Raw genomic sequence first — 15,794 nt, forward strand, 5'->3', positions numbered from 1 at the left:
CTGGCCTTGGGCAGAATATCTGCCCAGGGAACAAGCTAGAAACCTTCATTATTACTTTTTAGTTGCTGAAAACTTCAATTTCTTGTTTATCTTGACGGAAGTTATACTTCACATCTAAAGCGTGTGCAACAATTAGTTCTTGCTCAGCTTTGTGAGCGAATGGATCGCCGCCAGATGGACTAGAGCGATCAGGACGTCCAATGTAACCTGTTTTTACTTTATCTCCAGCAAGTTCGAACAGAATTGGAGCCATGTAATGCCATGCGCCCATATTACGAGGTTCTTCTTGAACCCAAATGATTTCTTCTAAGTTTTTAAAGCGTTTAATAATAGATTGAACTTTCTCAGCAGGGAATGGGTACAATTGCTCGATACGAACGACATGAACTTCGTCTAAGTTGTACTCATGTTTACCAGACTCGATTTCTGCTGCTAAGTCAATCGCCATTTTACCTGTGCTTAAAACAAGACGTTTTACTTTATTTGGTTTCATGCCAAGGTTTTCTTGTTCTAAAGCAGGTTGGAAACGTCCTTCGCTTAACTGACTAGCAGTTGAAAGCGTAAGTGGGTGACGTAATAAACTCTTCGGCGTCATAAGTACTAATGGTCGAACAGCTTCTGTTCCTAAGATAGATGCTTGACGACGCAGGATATGGAAGTACTGTGCCGCGCTCGTTAAGTTTGCAACTGTCCAGTTATTTTCAGCAGCTAACTGTAAGAAACGCTCTGGACGTGCACTAGAGTGCTCTGGTCCTTGACCTTCATAACCGTGTGGTAATAGAAGAACTAAACCAGATTTTTGACCCCATTTTGCTCTTCCAGCTGAAACATATTGATCAAATAATGCTTGCGCAGTATTTGAGAAGTCACCATATTGCGCTTCCCACATAACAAGAGTTTCTGGAGCGAATACGTTATAACCATATTCGTAACCAACAACAGCAGCCTCTGATAACGGACTGTTATGAACAGAGAATGATGCATTAATGTTTGGTAAGCGATGTAAAGGTGAATATGTTTCATTTGTATCAGTATCGTGTAATACGATATGACGGTGCGCAAATGTACCACGCTGTGAATCTTGACCAGTTAAACGAATTGGCGTACCTTCTTGTAAAATAGAAGCGAATGCTAATGACTCAGCAAGTGCCCATTCAATTTTACCGTTCTCTTCTAAAGCATCTTTACGGCGCTCAAGAATTTTCTTCACTTTCGGATATACGTTAAAGCCTTCTGGCCAAGATAGTAGACCTTCATTAATTGCACGAAGTGAATCAATCTCAACACCAGTATCAATTGGTTGAATGCCTTTTGCAACAACATCTGGCACTTTAACGTGAATTGTTGCATCGCTCGTATCAGCTGGCGGTACTTGTGCATAATCGGATTTTAATTGTTCTTGCGTAAACTGAGTAATTGTTTCAATCTCATCTGCATTTAGAACACCAGCAGCTTGTAATTGATCTGCATAAATTGCTCTTACAGTTGGGTGATTTTTAATTTTTTTGTACACTTGTGGTTGCGTAACCGCTGGGTCATCCATTTCGTTATGACCGTAGCGGCGGTAACCGATTAAATCGATTAAGAAGTCTTTTTTGAACAGCATGCGATATTGAATCGCAAGGTTAGCAGCTGCAAGACAAGCTTCTGGATCATCAGCGTTCACGTGAACAATCGGAATATCGAAACCTTTTGCAAGGTCACTTGAATATTTCGTAGAACGAGAATCATAGCTATCAGTTGTAAAACCAACTGCATTGTTTGCGATAACATGAATCGTTCCGCCTGTTTGATACGCGTTCAATCTGCTTAAGTTGAGCGTTTCAGATACAATACCTTGACCAGGGAATGCAGCATCACCATGAACTAAAATTACGAATGATTTTGAAATATCTTGATCTGGAAGACCAGATTTTTTACGATTCTCTTGAGCAGCACGTGCGAAACCTTCTACTACAGGATTCACGAACTCAAGATGACTCGGGTTATTTGCTAATGTCACGCGAGTGCTAACTTCTTCGTTACTAACGACTTGTTCTCTACCTAGGTGGTATTTTACGTCGCCAGTCCAGCCAGAATTGGCTACTGCGCCTTCTATTTTTGCATGTTTGAACTCAGCAAACATGTGACTATATGGTTTTTCTAATACGTGAGCAAGTACGCTTAGACGACCGCGGTGAGCCATACCAATCATGACATCCTCTACGCCGTTCTTAGCACCTTCTAGAACAATTTCATCTAAAACAGGCACAAGCATATCAACGCCCTCGATAGAGAAACGTTTTTGCCCAACGAATGTTTTATGCAAGAATTGCTCGAAACCTTCAACAGCTGTTAAACGTTTTAAAAGAGCAGTTCGTTTTTTATTTGATAGTGGTTGACGCAATGAATTTGATTCCACCATTTGATGCAACCACGTGCGTTCTTCACTATCTTGTATATGAGAAAATTCATAAGCTAAAGATTTTGTATAAACGTCTTTTAATCTATGAATTACATCAAGTGCAGTGTGAATACCTTCTGGTGCATCTTGCCATACTGTTTTCGCTGGAATCGCTTTCAAGTCAGCATCGCTCAGTTCGTTCATTGCTTTCTCAAGAAGAGATTGTCCATTTGCAGCATCTTCCATCGGGTTGATGTGAGCCAACGTGTGCCCGAAAGAACGAATCTGCTCAACAAGTTGAACGACTTTAAGAATTTTTTCAATGTTACCTGTGTTTTGAGGAGAAAAATGTGTTGCTGTGTTGTCCCCTGTTACGACATCATCTTGAAACGAAGGAGCTCCAAAAATTTCAAAAAGCTCTTGTAATTCCGGATCAACAGAACCTGCTCCAGTTACGTAAAGATCATACTGTTCAATCACATAACCAAGGTTCGGACCGTGGAACTTGGCCCAAGGGTTTGTCGTTGTATTCTTCCTCGTCATTTGTTTAAACCTCCCAATGCATATAATCCTTTTCCATACAAAGGTGCATTTTGCTCTTTTTCAATAAGTAATGAATCAATAATCAATGTAAATGTTTTCTTTACTCTTATGTTATTACAATAATTTACATAATACCAAACACTATTACTTATCTGTTTTGTAAAAAAACATTCACAATAACTTATCACCCAAGTTAATCTTTCACTTTATAAAGTAATTTTACAGAAAAATGGGGTGGATATATTTGGTATACCTACATTGAAAACTAGAATTGTTACATGTAAATATAAGTATAATCATTGGAATGTTTTGATAAAAGTTGATTCGAATTATGTATATTGAAATAATAAGCGCTTTCATAGATATTATACAACAATATAACGGAATATAGTATAAAAAATAAAAAATTATGAATTTACCATAAACTTTATTTCGATAGTGTTAAATATCGAAAGGAAAATGAAGGATTTCTACAAAAAAAGTTGCTAAACATAAAAAATGCTCCATAAACAGTTAGTTTCTATAAATATGACGAAAAACACCGTAAAACAAATAACGCATTTTGTGAAATAAAGAAATAAATGAAATATTTTAAAAGGATAAAACAAATATGGAGATATTAAATTTTAAAAAAGGTGAGGAGGAAATATAGTAACGATTACATACAGTGTTCCATGTTTTATTAAAAAATAGACGTGCTGAAATCGAACAAGTTTCTTCTATATAAATAGAACGAAAACTGATTGAAATAAATGTAAAGGAACCTTGACGTAAAGTTTACTTTACATATATACTCGATATATGGGAGGAGGGAGAAATTTCCTTGGAAAATAAAATGGTCGAATACCGAAAGAAATTTGGACTATCTCAAGAAAAACTGGCCGAGAAACTCGGGGTTTCCAGACAAACCATTATCTCAATTGAAAAAGGGAAATACGATCCATCACTTCCGCTAGCATTTGAAATAGCAAAAACATTTCAGACAACGATAGAACATGTATTTATTTATGAAGGAAAAGAAGGGGAGGAGTAAGAATGAACTATTCACAAAAGTACTTTGTAATCATGGGAATTATCTTTCTATTTATGAGTGGATTTATGATATTAACAGGTATAATGACGCATTCTGCACCGCCGGCTATAACGTATCCATTGCTTGGGATGATGATTATGAGTTTCTGCCTAAGCTACTTACACCCACAATTTAAAGAAAAAGATGAGCGAATGAAACTCATTCGTTATAAAGGAATGTTTGTAACCTTTTTTGCATTAACAGCATATTATCTTCTTTTCTCTATCGGCTTAAACTTAAAAATACTTACACTATCTGCTACTGAATTATTGAATATACTTATGGCACTTACGATGAGTACCGTCTTTATCTCATTTGTTGTTTTGGCAAAAAGATATTAAGATGGAAGAGAGAAAGGAAGATTAACATATGCAAATGATGTATGCTTTTGGCATTGGGCTTGTATTATTTTTAGCCGTATTCTTATTTATTCGTAAAGATGTTCAAGGTGGGACATTAACGAAGCGAGGATTTTATAAATTAATCGGCTGTTTAGTTGTTATGCTTATAGCGATTATTGTAATGATTGTTTTAATAAGTCAGTCACTATAGAAGGTAAAACGGAACCTTACTTTGGTAAGGTTTTTTCTTATGTTTTAACCTGAAAATTACGGCTAAATCCATTTACTGTAAATGATTTGTATTATATAATCCAATGAAATGATAGATAAGGAGTGTAGTATATGAATAAAAAAACTATCTTCTATTTATTAACTTGTCTACTACTTGTAGCTAGTACTACTTATATAATATGTAACAAACGAGAACAAGTGCCACCTATATTAGTATGGGACGAACAAGAATACTATGTTACGAATGAACCTGCCAAAGCTGAAGAAGTTGGGCAAAAACTTGGCGAAGTAACGAAGAAAATTAAAACAAGTAAAAAACCTACTAAAAATAGAGAATCTAATACATTACAAGAGAAAACAGAAGTATTCACAATGATTGAGGAAGAAAAAAGTGAATACCCGCCTTTAATCATAAAGGACACTTATAGTGATGAATATAGGGTAGTGAGGCCGATGTTGAAGCAAGTATTATGATGAAAAGGAGATTCATATGCAGAAAGCAACTGCGTACCCATGGTTGTTAAGAAAAACTTTTTCCTTTGCTTTATTTTGCCTCCTATCGGTGCAATTTACATTGTAATGAATAGAGGGGCACTACAAAAGAGAGACTTCATTTTATATGTATTATTTGCTGCTATTAATATATTACTTTGGTTGTTGCTTATGATTTTTGATCGGAGTATGTGGATGGTAGCAGGGCATTATATAATTGGAGCAATTGTTATTGTTTTTTCAAATATAAATAAGAGATAATCCAGCAATCTTAAAGTTGCTGGGTTTTATTTTGATATTTATAATGAAGAAACAAATTTTGAATAGAGAGTAGTGGGCGTTATGAGATGGAAAGCAGGAACGTTTGAAAAAATAGAAACGAATGACTCATCTATTGAGAAACTCATACATACATTTAAGGAACAAAACGTAAATGGCGGAGCGGTTATAAGCTGTTTTAAAGTACATAACGAAAATTTTTTCAAAGAAATACCATATTGGAAAGATGGACACGAGCACTTCTTTAGAAGAATCTTTAACTCTTTAGATATAATCAATAGCTTAGAAGAGTTAAAAATACATACGTCAGAAAAATATAAGTTGCATTTTAAAGAGCAATGGGCAGTCATGCTTGATGGTAGCATTGCCGCTCAAATTTTGTCGGGCGGAGCATATGAAGGATTTAAGGAACGACCAGTTATCGCAAAACAATTAGCAGTGAATGTATGTCAATATATGTTCCAAGATCGCTATGAAGATATTAAAGTGTTCGAAAGCTATTGCCCTTGGACAGATTGGTTTTACGATGTTGCATGGGATGTTACTTGGGTGGTGTTAGATAGTAGGGAGCGTAAAATGTGGTTCATTTGTGCTACGGATACGGATTGATAGATAAAGAGCCTTGTAGGAATGCTGCAAGGCCCTTTATTTTTTGGGAATTAATAGAAAACGAATCATATAAATGCTATACTAAAAAATGTTTGTAATGTCAGTTTCATAATATTGTATGATGCTGACTTACTAGAAAAGATAAGAGGAGAATGAGCGTGCAAAAGATAAAGAGATTATTGCTATTAATGATGGTAGTAGGATTAACAGCAGGTGTTTTAGCAGGGTGTACAAATCCGAAAGATACTACAGAAGAATTTTTAACAGCGATACAAAAAGGTGATGTAGAAAAGGCTCGTACATTTGTTGAGAGTGACAAGGAATTTAATAAACTAAATGAAAAAACAGATGATGCTGAGGCAAAAGCAATGCTAAGTGCAATTACAAAAAACTTTAAATTTGAAAAGCTAGAAGAAGTATCAAAAAAGGATGACAAAGCAGAAGTGAAAGTGAAAATTACATCTGCTGATCTATCCGTTGCTGTAACAAAAGCAGTGGGAGAAGTTATGCCAATGGCCTTCGCTAGCGCATTTAGCGAAGACAAAGAACAATCTGAAAAAGCGATCGAAAAAACAATGACCTCAACTATCATCAAAAACTTAACGGATAAAGATGCAACAATGGCAACTCGCGAAGTTACATTGAACTTAAAAAAAGACAAAGATGGCGACTATAAAATCGTTGCTGACGATAACTTGAAAGAAGTATTGTTTGCAAATGCGAAGTCTTTGGAGAAGATGTTTGGTGGGAAGTAATTGAATTAGATAAAAAAGAGACGCCATATCACGTAGAAGGTTGATATGGTGTCTCTTTTTTTATGACCCCGGAGAGGCTCGAACTCACGACCTCCACCCTGTCAAGGTGGCGCTCTCCCTGCTGAGCTACGGGATCCCAACTATAAATATTACGATCAGCAATGTGTTTTCATTTCATTCGTGTAATCGAAGGATTTGTATAATTTATTGAATATTGTAACATTTGATGCATTCCTATAATAGCAATAAACTTTAATGGTGTAAAGATTTAATTTTGTGGATATTATCATTCCAATTTTTATATAAAAAATAAGCCCCGAAGAGCTTATTTTAATAATAATATCACCGCGATTATCAATGATATTTTCAAAAATACAATCATAAATAATGGAGCTCGTTCATGAGCTATCGTCCTGTAACTGTCATTCCTGCTGTGTAAATTGTATCTACAGAACCGTCAGCACTTACAACTTCAACTTTATAGCGATATGTTCCATTGTCTGAAATGTTTTCGCCATATCCTGTGAAAGTAGAAATTTCATCATTACTTCCAGCTGGAACCCATTGATTTTGCCAATGGAAGAAAGTATCATATTCTCCCCAGTTATCGCCATATTTTTTCTCGATGCTGACATTGTAATGAATATCTTCAGCTCGTTCATTTGTAATTCTTGCAATTACGTTTTGACCAAAGCTATATTCTGTAGCGTGTACTTGAACTGTAACACCATTCAACGTTTCGCTAGGACCACAAATATAACGACAGAACTCGCTTGCTCCGTCAGCATGTGCCTTCGGTGTATCAATGTTCATAGCTGTTAAACCACCTAAAGCTAAAGCTCCTGTTAATAATACTTTACCAAATGTTTTCACTTGAAATTCCCCCTAAGTATATTCTCAATTCGTTCCATAGATATCACATTAAGTAGTTTTATAACATTAATCTAATCGAACGCTTTTTTCCTCGAGTGTATTCGCTATGAATCTTTCATCTTGTAGTAATCTAACCTCTACATATAATTTCATAGTTTTGATTCCATATATGTATCATGATTTACATAGAGAAAATCTGTTAATACGTTTTGGTTATTTACTTATCACACTGCTTTTTATTACCTTTTATTGGTAAAACGTTGATTTTATTATATACCATTATTATCTATTTACAAGAGAAAATCATACTGTATGCAAAAATGCATAATAAAAAACACTGCTTGTATTCTGAATTACAGAATACAAGCAGTGTTGGGTTTCAATTAATATTTGAGTGGAATCTAATGCTAATTTTTTATGTTTAACAGTATACATATATCATCGTTTATTAAAGTCATAATTGATAAACCTTGTCCAGGGGACACCCTTTCTGCTGAGATACAGGATCTTCAAAAGGGAAAGTATAAGCGATTATGCTCGTAATGTATGAAGGGATAATGATGAGAAGAAAATTCAGTAGAAAATAGTTTTTGAATGTAGCTGTTATATTATTTCCGGTATTTATTTAAAGGATTTTCATCGCTTAAATCAACAATTAAAGGGCATAAAAATAACAATGGTAAAGCGGCGTTAGCTTGATGAAAAGTATCATTAGACATATATTGCCTCCCAAAACAATACGGACAATCTTTTTCAAATGTCATGAGTATCGACCATACATCTTTTACTTTCCATTTCGTTTTACAATACGTACAACGCGCCATTGAGTTCCTCCTCAGTTTAAGGTGTTTTCTAATAGATTCTACTTTATTGTACGAAAGTCATTTGAATTTGATGTGGTAAAATGCAAAACAAGCCTAACCCCGTTCTACATTCAGGAAGGGGCTAGGCTTGTTTTAATTTCGATCAAAGTCTCTTTGTATCAGGCTGTTTATACATTGCCTAGATAATTTCGCGTTAAATTCGGGAGAATAATTTTTCCATTTTTACTGTATTTTTCGAATAGCTCTGATAGGAGAAAAATAAAATTTTTATACTGTTCGTCATTTTCTTTCGGAGCATAAGACGCTGATAAATTTCTTCCCAAAAACCCTTCATAATCAAAAAGTAAATCATTTTGATATTCTTTAAACTCATACTTTCCATCTTTAAAAAAGCTGTTAAATACTTCTGGATTTTCATCTATTCCACCGCTAAAGCCTTTAAAGTTTGGGCAGGTTTTCTGGCAAATTTCTGCATTCTCTTTAATAAGTGGACTAGTTAAATCTCTACTATTCCAAACAAGAGCAACATTTGCTTTTTGTTTTAAAATTCGTTGGCATTCGATTTTGAAAGCCTCTTTATCAAACCAATGAAATGCTTGGGCAACAGTTACTAAATCTACACTATTTTCTTTTAAAGTAGTATTTTCAGCAGTTGCTTTTATGGATTGAAAACGAGAATATAGTTTTAACGATTGCTCAGCGATCTTCCTCATATCATCATTTGGTTCAACTCCAATAACATGTAAACCACTTTCAAGCAGCTGGCGGCTAAATATCCCCGTACCTGAACCAATATCAGCCACAATCCGATTCCCTTTCAGTTGGTTAGCTGAAAGCAAGTACTCAATATATTCATTAGGATAACTAGGGCGATATTTTGCATATATATCGGCCCTGTCAGTAAAATTTTCTGTTGTTTTCACAGTACTACCTTCTTTCTTACGATATTATGTACAGAAATAGAAATTAAATATGAATTCCGGCATCAGTCTCTAAGTCTACAACTTAAGAGTCCAGCTAAATAGAAAGCCTCAGTTTCTGTATTCAAATATCCTTTATCCGTTTAGTATACTATTTTAGATAATATCTTCCAAAAGACTAGAATGGCTTACTCAATTATGTTTTAAACTGTATATTTTTATGGATTTATTTAATAATTTATGAGTGATTGTATGTCGTATTACGTTTACTTAGGTAAGAGATTTTCATTTTTGCTATTTAAATTGGCCAATATATCCTTTTTACAATTTACTGAAAATCATGTATAACAGAGATACAAGATTATTTTATTCCGCTATTTGCGGGCAGTAAGATCCCTTACCTCAAAATTCAGCAAAAGCAAAGAAGTTAGGTTGGGGGGGCGGGTTGCTCGTAAAAGCCTGATTGGTGAGGGCTGATTAAAGTTTCACTTTATAAATATTCAGAAGTAGAGGGAGAAAAGTTGTAATGGTAAGAAAAACGTTCAAGATGCGCGTGTCTAGAAATAGAACGATTTCGATTAATGGATCGATTCTTGATGTGGATGTTACACATGATGAATTTTTACAAGAGTTTGTTGAGTGGGTCGATTCTAAAGGTTGGTCGTTTATGGGGATAACAGATGAGATTACGCCCGAGGAAGCTAGTCAAAAGTTAATAGATTCGTTGATTGATGAGAAGGATAAGAAAGAGTAATTCCTTCTTATTTTTATTGTATATTTATGTTCTTTATCGTAAAAATATGATATAGTAAAAAATAGTGAAAATTCTTCCAGTTTAATACAAATTACATGTGATTGGTAGATTTATTATTTTGTTAAGGAGTAAATGGAAAAGGGAGAGTCATATGGTAAATTTTAAGAAAATTTTGGTTTTTATTACAGTTATTTGTTTGTTTTTTTTGACGCCTATAACATTGCGTGCTGAGACGAATATTGGAGTAAATCCAGAACAAGTTGCACCACCACCTGCGGAAGGGCCGAATGTTTTTAGTCAGTTTGCAACGACGATTGATGCGAAAACAGGAGATGTTTTATATGACAAAAACGCACATCACCGCGCATTTCCTGCTAGTATGACGAAAGTATTAACAGCGATTTTACTCATGGAGCATACGAAGCCAGAGGATCAATTTGCATTTTCACAATTAGCATTAGATCAAGAGAAGAGTAATTATCAAATTGAGTTCCAACCTGGGGAGACAATTAATAGAAATACTGCGCTTATGATTTTAATGGTGCTGAGTGCGAATGATGTATCGTATGCGATTGCGGAGCGGATTGGCGGGAGTGTTGAAAATTTCGCCAATATGATGAATGAGAAAGCCAAGCAATTAGGGGCGAGAGATAGTCACTTTGTAACACCGAATGGATTGCATGATCCGAATCATTATACGACGCCATATGATATGGCTATGATTACGAAAGGTGTGCAAAAGTATCCTGAAATTTTACAAGCGATGAATACGAAAAGAACGACAGTTACGACGTCTAGGCAGACGGTGTCTATTTTTAATAAATCTAATTTTTTTGAAAATCCATATAGCATTGGCGGTAAGACAGGGTTTACGAATGAAGCGCGTAATACACTTGTTTTATTAAATGAGAAAGATGGAAATCGTATTATAAATGTAGTAATGGCTTCTCAAAGACCTGAAATTTATGAAGATTTGAAGCAGATGGCGGACTATTCTTTTGGTCAATTTGTGAAGCAAACTGTACTAGATAAACATAGTTGGCATCAAAAAACAACATATTTAAATAAAGATATTAATAGTGAACTTGAAAAAAGTGCAGAACTTATGCTTAAGAAAGATGAAGGGAAAAATGTGAAAACTATTTTCCGGGCAGCTTCATTAGATAAAGAATCTTTGTATCATAAAGGAATCCATCGTGGTGAGGTAGTTGGTGCAGTTGATATTACGAAAAATAATCAAACAATTGCGACGGTAAATGTTCTTTCAACAGAAGATGTCACTTTTGTGATGCCTAAAAAAGATACAACTGCGCCTGAAGTAAAAGGTTCAAATGTGAAAGTGATAAGTGTTGGGATAGGTGCGATTGTATTATTTGGAGCCATTTTATATGTAGTGCTACGCCGAAATACAAAAGGAATGAAAACAGAAGAAAAATAACGTATTAGTAAAAAGGGCTGTGGAGATTTTATCACAGTCTTTTTCTATGCTAAAAATACATTTAACTAATAATTGTAAATTTTCTTATTGCAATAACCTGAAGTTCGTTATATCATTTACTTGTGTTCTTGTTAAAGAACAAAATGGATATTGCATACTTCAAATAATATAAAACAACGGAGAGGGAGAGAGACGATGAAATTAATTTGGAAGGTAATTAGCAACGCAATCTCATTTGTTTTATTTGCATTGATGGTTTTTTTAGCTTTTGTAGTTATTTCTTCAAAAGCGAGTGGTGGTGATCCGACAGTTATGGGATATCAATTTAAGAGCGTTCTTTCAGGATCAATGGAGCCGACGTTTTTAACAGGATCAATCATTGCAATAGAACCAAACAAAGATGGTTCTAAATATCAAAAAGGTGATGTTATTACCTTTAAAGAGAAAGATCAAAAAATTATCACTCACCGTATTATCGGTGTGAAAGATACAAATGGAAAAGTAATGTATGAAACAAAAGGGGATAACAACAACGGACCAGATTTAGAGCCAGTACTTGCAGAAAATGTAGTTGGAAAGTATGCAGATATTACAGTTCCGTATGTTGGTTATTTACTGAATTATGCGAATTCAAAAGCGGGAGCAGCATTACTTCTTATTATTCCAGGAGTCTTTTTACTTGGTTATTCCGCGATTTCTATTTTTGGTGCTATTCGTAGCATTGACGGAGAAAAGAAAGATAAAAAAGTAGAACAATCCGTCTAGTTTGTTTGGTTATACTTTCCATTTAGGAAGTTAACAAATATATATTAAGGGGATATGGACATGACTTTAAAGAAAAAATTAGGAATGGGTATTACATCAGCAGTACTAGGAGCAGCGTTAGTTGGTGGAGGAACATTTGCATTTTTCAGTGATAAAGAAGTGTCAAACAATACATTTGCGGCTGGAACACTGGATTTAGCATTAAATCCATCAACAGTTGTTAACGTATCGAATTTAAAACCTGGGGATACAATTGAAAAAGAATTTAAACTAGAAAATAAAGGCTCTTTAGATATTAAAAAGGTTCTACTGAAAACAGATTATAATGTAGAAGATGTAAAGAAAGATAATAAAGATGATTTTGGTAAACATATTAAAGTAACATTCTTAAAAAATGTAGATAAGCATGAGACAATTGTGAAACAAACTACTTTAGATAAATTAAAAGGTGACACACTTACAGCTGTAGATAATGATTTATCGGCTTGGTTCTGGGATGAAAAAGGTATTTCAGCAGGTAAATCTGATAAATTCAAAGTGAAATTTGAGTTCGTTGATAATGGAAAAGATCAAAATCAATTCCAAGGCGATAAGTTACAATTAAATTGGACGTTTGATGCACAACAAACAGCAGGTGAAGAAAGATAATAAGAAAAAGGGCTATCACATGGATAGCCCTTTTTCTATTTTTCTAGTATTTGTCTATCAATTTTAATAGTTCTTTACTATAATATAGATAATGTTCTGTATAAAGAACGTAATGTTCGATGGGAGAGATTAAGATGCTGAAAAGACCGCGTAATTTTAAAAAGATGCTTATATTGCCGTGTATGTGTTCTATTACGTTTTATTTAGGATCTCAAATTATGACACATACAGAAGCGGCGTTCATTCATGAAACGAAAGTAGAAGCGACGCTTTCTACAGCAATTATATTTCCGAAAACAGTTAATACGTTAAAAGAGCAATCTGAGAAACATAAACAGTTTATTGAGCGTGAGTATGGAACGATGAAGGGGAAATCGAAAGCAACTTCTATTGAAGAAATAAAACAGGCGATTTCTGTATGGCAACATGGGCGTGAGAAAATTGTTGCTGAGAAGGAAGCCCTGCAAAATGTATATACTGAAATAGAAGCTCCTTACAATCAAATACAAGAAGAATTAAAGGTAAATAAAGATGAGTCGATGCAGCAAGTGTCCATATATGTAAATGAAGGCTTCCGCAGTATCAAAGAGAAGCGTGACTATATTGAGAAAGAAATTAGCTTGAAAGCTATTGATGAGCAAATTCAGGCTCTTCAGCAACAATTAAACGTTGCAATTGAAGCGGAAGGACAAAAGAAAGCGGAAGAACAAAAGAAAGCGGAAGAACAAAAGAAAGCGGAAGAACAAAAGAAAGCGGAAGAACAAAAGAAAGCGGAAGAACAAAAGAAAGTAGAAGAACAAAAGAAAGTAGAAGAACAAAAGAAAGTAGAAGAACAAAAGAAAGTAGAAGAACAGAAGAAAGTAGAAGAACAGAAGAAAATAGAAGAACAGAAGAAAGCAGAGGAACAGAAGAAAATAGAAGAACAGAAGAAAGCAGAGGAACAGAAGAAAATAGAAGAACAGAAGAAAGCGGAGTAACTGCTTTAGTGAAACAGCTGGAAAACAAGAATGTGGTGCAAGAGATTATGAACGAATAAGCAAAGCTAGTAATATTTATACGAGTGTGAGGGAACGTTAGCCCTCACCTCTTTGTTTTTCTTTTTTCTTATAGTATTAAATGATTTGAGTGTGAAAAAAGTTATAAATTATCATTATTTTTTCTGAAAAGTCTAAATAATATTGAGAAATAAAAATAACTGAAAATATTAATAAATATGTGTTGTGTTTATATAGGGTTGTTCGTTATAATGAACATAAGGTTTTTAAAAAGAACGCATATTAGCTAAGCTAATATAGTTTTCTTTACATCTCTTATTGAAAAATAAGTGATAAAAATATAAAAAAAAGCTAGGGGAATTGATTGTGAGTCTGAAAAAGAAATTAGGTATGGGAGTTGCATCAGCAGCATTGGGGTTAGCTTTAATTGGTGGAGGAACATTTGCATTCTTTAGCGATAAAGAAGTATCAAATAATACATTTGCAGCTGGGACGTTAGACCTTACATTAAACCCTAAGACGCTTGTAGATATTAAAGATTTAAAACCAGGGGATTCTGTTAAGAAAGAGTTCTTATTACAAAACAGCGGTTCGTTAACTATTAAAGACGTTAAATTAGCAACAAAGTATACTGTTAAAGATGCAAAAGGTGATAATGCTGGTGAAGACTTTGGTAAGCACGTTAAAGTAAAATTCCTTTGGAACTGGGATAAACAAAGTGAGCCTGTATACGAAACAACTTTAGCAGACTTACAAAAAGTTGATCCAGATCTTTTAGCTAAAGATATCTTTGCTCCTGAGTGGGGAGAAAAGGGTGGATTAGCAGCTGGTACAGAGGATTATCTATGGGTACAATTTGAATTTGTAGATGATGGAAAAGACCAAAATATCTTCCAAGGTGATACATTGAATTTAGAATGGACATTCAATGCTAACCAAGAAGCTGGGGAAGAAAAATAATAAAAAAAGCGGGTATTCCCGCTTTTTTTTATAAAGAAAAAGAAGTGCTGGTTGTAAGCACTTCTTTCTATTATTATTTTTGATTTTGCTTCCACTTTGTAAATTCAAGAAATTCACGAAATTGTTCTTTGGAGACACCAGAGTTCATTGCATCTTTAACGAGTTGTGTCCATTCGGAGTCTAGGTTAGTTTCCTTTGTTGTTTCATCATGAAGTAAAGTATCAACTGGAATTTGTAGAACTGCTGCGATCTTTTCAAGAAACTGAATGGAAGGGTTTTTTTGTAAATTTCGTTCTATAGAACTAATGTAAGATTTAGCAACGCCAGCTTTTTCGGCAAGTTCAGTTAATGAAATCCCTTTTTGTAAACGAAGGCGTTTTATACGTTCTCCAATCATATTTGCGCACCTTTCTATCAATATGTAGTTGTCTTATGATGTCATTATTATAACATAAACTTCGTTAAAAAGAACAAACCTATTGAGCCTGACTGGATGGCTTCATACGTTGGAAAAATTGCTCGATGTCTTGCATGGCGATACCAGCATCTAGAGCTTCAAGTATTAAATCAATCCATTCTTGATCCAGTGCGTCTGTCTTATCTTTGTACAAATGTAATTCCTCCCTAATTATCGGTCATAATTGCTGCTACAGAATACATGATAATGAAATCCGATTTTGTGTTTTATATAGTGAATTATCAAATATTGTGTAGATGAAACAAAGATAAAATCCCCATTAAACTCCCTCTATGGAAATTATAAATTGTTCGATAAAAACTTTCAATATTTTCAGAAAACATTGTTGAATTGTGATATATTCGTATGCTAACTATGAAATTTTTACAAATATATTAAAAACATTACATAATATGACTAAATATTGAAAAAATATTGAATTTTTAATAAAATTC

Annotated in this window: 19 protein-coding genes and 1 tRNA gene; 13 read left to right on the plus strand and 7 right to left on the minus strand. The window is 34.3% G+C overall.

Annotated features, from left to right (window positions below):
• Positions 1-58: 58 nt before the first annotated feature.
• Entirely contained in the window at positions 59-2,926 is a 2,868-nt protein-coding gene (gene odhA / locus JFU02_RS25840; RefSeq protein ID WP_000197140.1) for a 2-oxoglutarate dehydrogenase E1 component, read from the minus strand.
• 823 nt (positions 2,927-3,749) lie between these two features.
• Here odhA and JFU02_RS25845 point away from each other — a divergent pair.
• From JFU02_RS25845 to JFU02_RS25875, 7 genes are all read left to right on the plus strand, one after another.
• On the plus strand, positions 3,750-3,959 hold the full coding sequence (locus JFU02_RS25845; RefSeq protein WP_000428510.1) for a helix-turn-helix transcriptional regulator: 210 nt from the start codon (positions 3,750-3,752) through the stop codon (positions 3,957-3,959).
• Positions 3,960-3,961: 2 nt separating this feature from the next.
• Entirely contained in the window at positions 3,962-4,339 is a 378-nt protein-coding gene (locus JFU02_RS25850) for a hypothetical protein (RefSeq protein ID WP_001109901.1), read from the plus strand.
• Positions 4,340-4,367: 28 nt separating this feature from the next.
• Positions 4,368-4,550, plus strand: a complete 183-nt coding sequence (locus JFU02_RS25855) for a DUF3976 domain-containing protein (protein WP_001178295.1) — start codon at positions 4,368-4,370, stop codon at positions 4,548-4,550.
• Between the two features lie 131 nt (positions 4,551-4,681).
• Complete coding sequence (locus tag JFU02_RS25860; protein ID WP_001036581.1) at positions 4,682-5,044, plus strand: hypothetical protein; 363 nt, start codon at positions 4,682-4,684, stop codon at positions 5,042-5,044.
• A 39-nt stretch (positions 5,045-5,083) separates the two neighbouring features.
• Entirely contained in the window at positions 5,084-5,323 is a 240-nt protein-coding gene (locus JFU02_RS25865; RefSeq protein WP_086405994.1) for a hypothetical protein, read from the plus strand.
• A gap of 81 nt (positions 5,324-5,404) precedes the next feature.
• The gene (locus tag JFU02_RS25870; protein ID WP_061668021.1) at positions 5,405-5,950 is read left to right on the plus strand and encodes a hypothetical protein; all 546 of its coding nucleotides are present in this window, start codon (positions 5,405-5,407) and stop codon (positions 5,948-5,950) included.
• A 158-nt stretch (positions 5,951-6,108) separates the two neighbouring features.
• A complete protein-coding gene (locus JFU02_RS25875; protein ID WP_001169501.1) occupies positions 6,109-6,705 on the plus strand; it encodes a hypothetical protein in 597 nt (198 codons plus the stop codon).
• 63 nt (positions 6,706-6,768) lie between these two features.
• On the opposite strand, the gene JFU02_RS25880 is transcribed toward JFU02_RS25875, so the two are convergent.
• From JFU02_RS25880 to JFU02_RS25895, 4 genes are all read right to left on the minus strand, one after another.
• A tRNA-Val gene (locus JFU02_RS25880) sits at positions 6,769-6,841 on the minus strand.
• Between the two features lie 269 nt (positions 6,842-7,110).
• Positions 7,111-7,578 carry a hypothetical protein gene (locus JFU02_RS25885; protein WP_016082408.1) on the minus strand — a complete coding sequence of 156 codons (468 nt, stop codon included), beginning with the start codon at positions 7,576-7,578 and terminating at the stop codon, positions 7,111-7,113.
• Between the two features lie 608 nt (positions 7,579-8,186).
• Positions 8,187-8,402: a hypothetical protein gene (locus JFU02_RS25890; RefSeq protein WP_086405995.1), complete on the minus strand. Its 216-nt coding sequence runs from the start codon at positions 8,400-8,402 to the stop codon at positions 8,187-8,189.
• Positions 8,403-8,569: 167 nt separating this feature from the next.
• Positions 8,570-9,325: a class I SAM-dependent methyltransferase gene (locus JFU02_RS25895; protein ID WP_086405996.1), complete on the minus strand. Its 756-nt coding sequence runs from the start codon at positions 9,323-9,325 to the stop codon at positions 8,570-8,572.
• Positions 9,326-9,848: 523 nt separating this feature from the next.
• Between JFU02_RS25895 and JFU02_RS25900 the strand changes: the two genes are divergently transcribed.
• The 6 genes from JFU02_RS25900 (at position 9,849) to calY (ending at position 14,882) form a co-directional block, all read left to right on the plus strand.
• A complete protein-coding gene (locus tag JFU02_RS25900) occupies positions 9,849-10,076 on the plus strand; it encodes a hypothetical protein (RefSeq protein WP_000251862.1) in 228 nt (75 codons plus the stop codon).
• Between the two features lie 151 nt (positions 10,077-10,227).
• Entirely contained in the window at positions 10,228-11,514 is a 1,287-nt protein-coding gene (locus JFU02_RS25905; protein WP_000247019.1) for a D-alanyl-D-alanine carboxypeptidase family protein, read from the plus strand.
• Positions 11,515-11,709: 195 nt separating this feature from the next.
• Complete coding sequence (sipW, locus tag JFU02_RS25910) at positions 11,710-12,279, plus strand: signal peptidase I SipW (protein ID WP_000767802.1); 570 nt, start codon at positions 11,710-11,712, stop codon at positions 12,277-12,279.
• Positions 12,280-12,339: 60 nt separating this feature from the next.
• Positions 12,340-12,927 (plus strand): CalY family protein, encoded by a 588-nt coding sequence (locus tag JFU02_RS25915; protein WP_000172852.1) that lies wholly within the window; start codon positions 12,340-12,342, stop codon positions 12,925-12,927.
• A 134-nt stretch (positions 12,928-13,061) separates the two neighbouring features.
• Entirely contained in the window at positions 13,062-13,904 is an 843-nt protein-coding gene (locus JFU02_RS25920; protein WP_201071877.1) for a DUF4047 domain-containing protein, read from the plus strand.
• Between the two features lie 384 nt (positions 13,905-14,288).
• Complete coding sequence (gene calY, locus JFU02_RS25925) at positions 14,289-14,882, plus strand: biofilm matrix protein CalY (RefSeq protein ID WP_000053713.1); 594 nt, start codon at positions 14,289-14,291, stop codon at positions 14,880-14,882.
• A gap of 73 nt (positions 14,883-14,955) precedes the next feature.
• Here the strand turns inward: calY and JFU02_RS25930 are convergent, their stop codons facing one another.
• Together JFU02_RS25930 and JFU02_RS25935 are read right to left on the minus strand one after the other, a co-directional pair.
• Positions 14,956-15,279: a helix-turn-helix domain-containing protein gene (locus tag JFU02_RS25930; RefSeq protein WP_000578885.1), complete on the minus strand. Its 324-nt coding sequence runs from the start codon at positions 15,277-15,279 to the stop codon at positions 14,956-14,958.
• 79 nt (positions 15,280-15,358) lie between these two features.
• Entirely contained in the window at positions 15,359-15,493 is a 135-nt protein-coding gene (locus JFU02_RS25935; RefSeq protein ID WP_000276219.1) for an anti-repressor SinI family protein, read from the minus strand.
• Between the last annotated feature and the right edge of the window lie 301 nt (positions 15,494-15,794).

Source organism: Bacillus sp. TH13 (assembly GCF_016651175.1).
GTDB classification, from domain to species: domain Bacteria; phylum Bacillota; class Bacilli; order Bacillales; family Bacillaceae_G; genus Bacillus_A; species Bacillus_A thuringiensis_S.

What these genes read in the sequence shown, in the direction of transcription:
- JFU02_RS25920 (WP_201071877.1), top strand. Translation starts at nt 13,062, where the DNA reads ATGCTGAAAAGACCGCGTAATTTTAAAAAGATGCTTATATTGCCGTGT.
- JFU02_RS25900 (WP_000251862.1), top strand. Translation starts at nt 9,849, where the DNA reads ATGGTAAGAAAAACGTTCAAGATGCGCGTGTCTAGAAATAGAACGATT.
- JFU02_RS25890 (WP_086405995.1), bottom strand. Translation starts at nt 8,402, where the DNA reads ATGGCGCGTTGTACGTATTGTAAAACGAAATGGAAAGTAAAAGATGTA.
- JFU02_RS25905 (WP_000247019.1), top strand. Translation starts at nt 10,228, where the DNA reads ATGGTAAATTTTAAGAAAATTTTGGTTTTTATTACAGTTATTTGTTTG.
- odhA (WP_000197140.1), bottom strand. Translation starts at nt 2,926, where the DNA reads ATGACGAGGAAGAATACAACGACAAACCCTTGGGCCAAGTTCCACGGT.
- JFU02_RS25865 (WP_086405994.1), top strand. Translation starts at nt 5,084, where the DNA reads ATGGTTGTTAAGAAAAACTTTTTCCTTTGCTTTATTTTGCCTCCTATC.
- JFU02_RS25855 (WP_001178295.1), top strand. Translation starts at nt 4,368, where the DNA reads ATGCAAATGATGTATGCTTTTGGCATTGGGCTTGTATTATTTTTAGCC.
- sipW (WP_000767802.1), top strand. Translation starts at nt 11,710, where the DNA reads ATGAAATTAATTTGGAAGGTAATTAGCAACGCAATCTCATTTGTTTTA.
- JFU02_RS25860 (WP_001036581.1), top strand. Translation starts at nt 4,682, where the DNA reads ATGAATAAAAAAACTATCTTCTATTTATTAACTTGTCTACTACTTGTA.
- JFU02_RS25850 (WP_001109901.1), top strand. Translation starts at nt 3,962, where the DNA reads ATGAACTATTCACAAAAGTACTTTGTAATCATGGGAATTATCTTTCTA.
- JFU02_RS25930 (WP_000578885.1), bottom strand. Translation starts at nt 15,279, where the DNA reads ATGATTGGAGAACGTATAAAACGCCTTCGTTTACAAAAAGGGATTTCA.
- JFU02_RS25870 (WP_061668021.1), top strand. Translation starts at nt 5,405, where the DNA reads ATGAGATGGAAAGCAGGAACGTTTGAAAAAATAGAAACGAATGACTCA.
- JFU02_RS25915 (WP_000172852.1), top strand. Translation starts at nt 12,340, where the DNA reads ATGACTTTAAAGAAAAAATTAGGAATGGGTATTACATCAGCAGTACTA.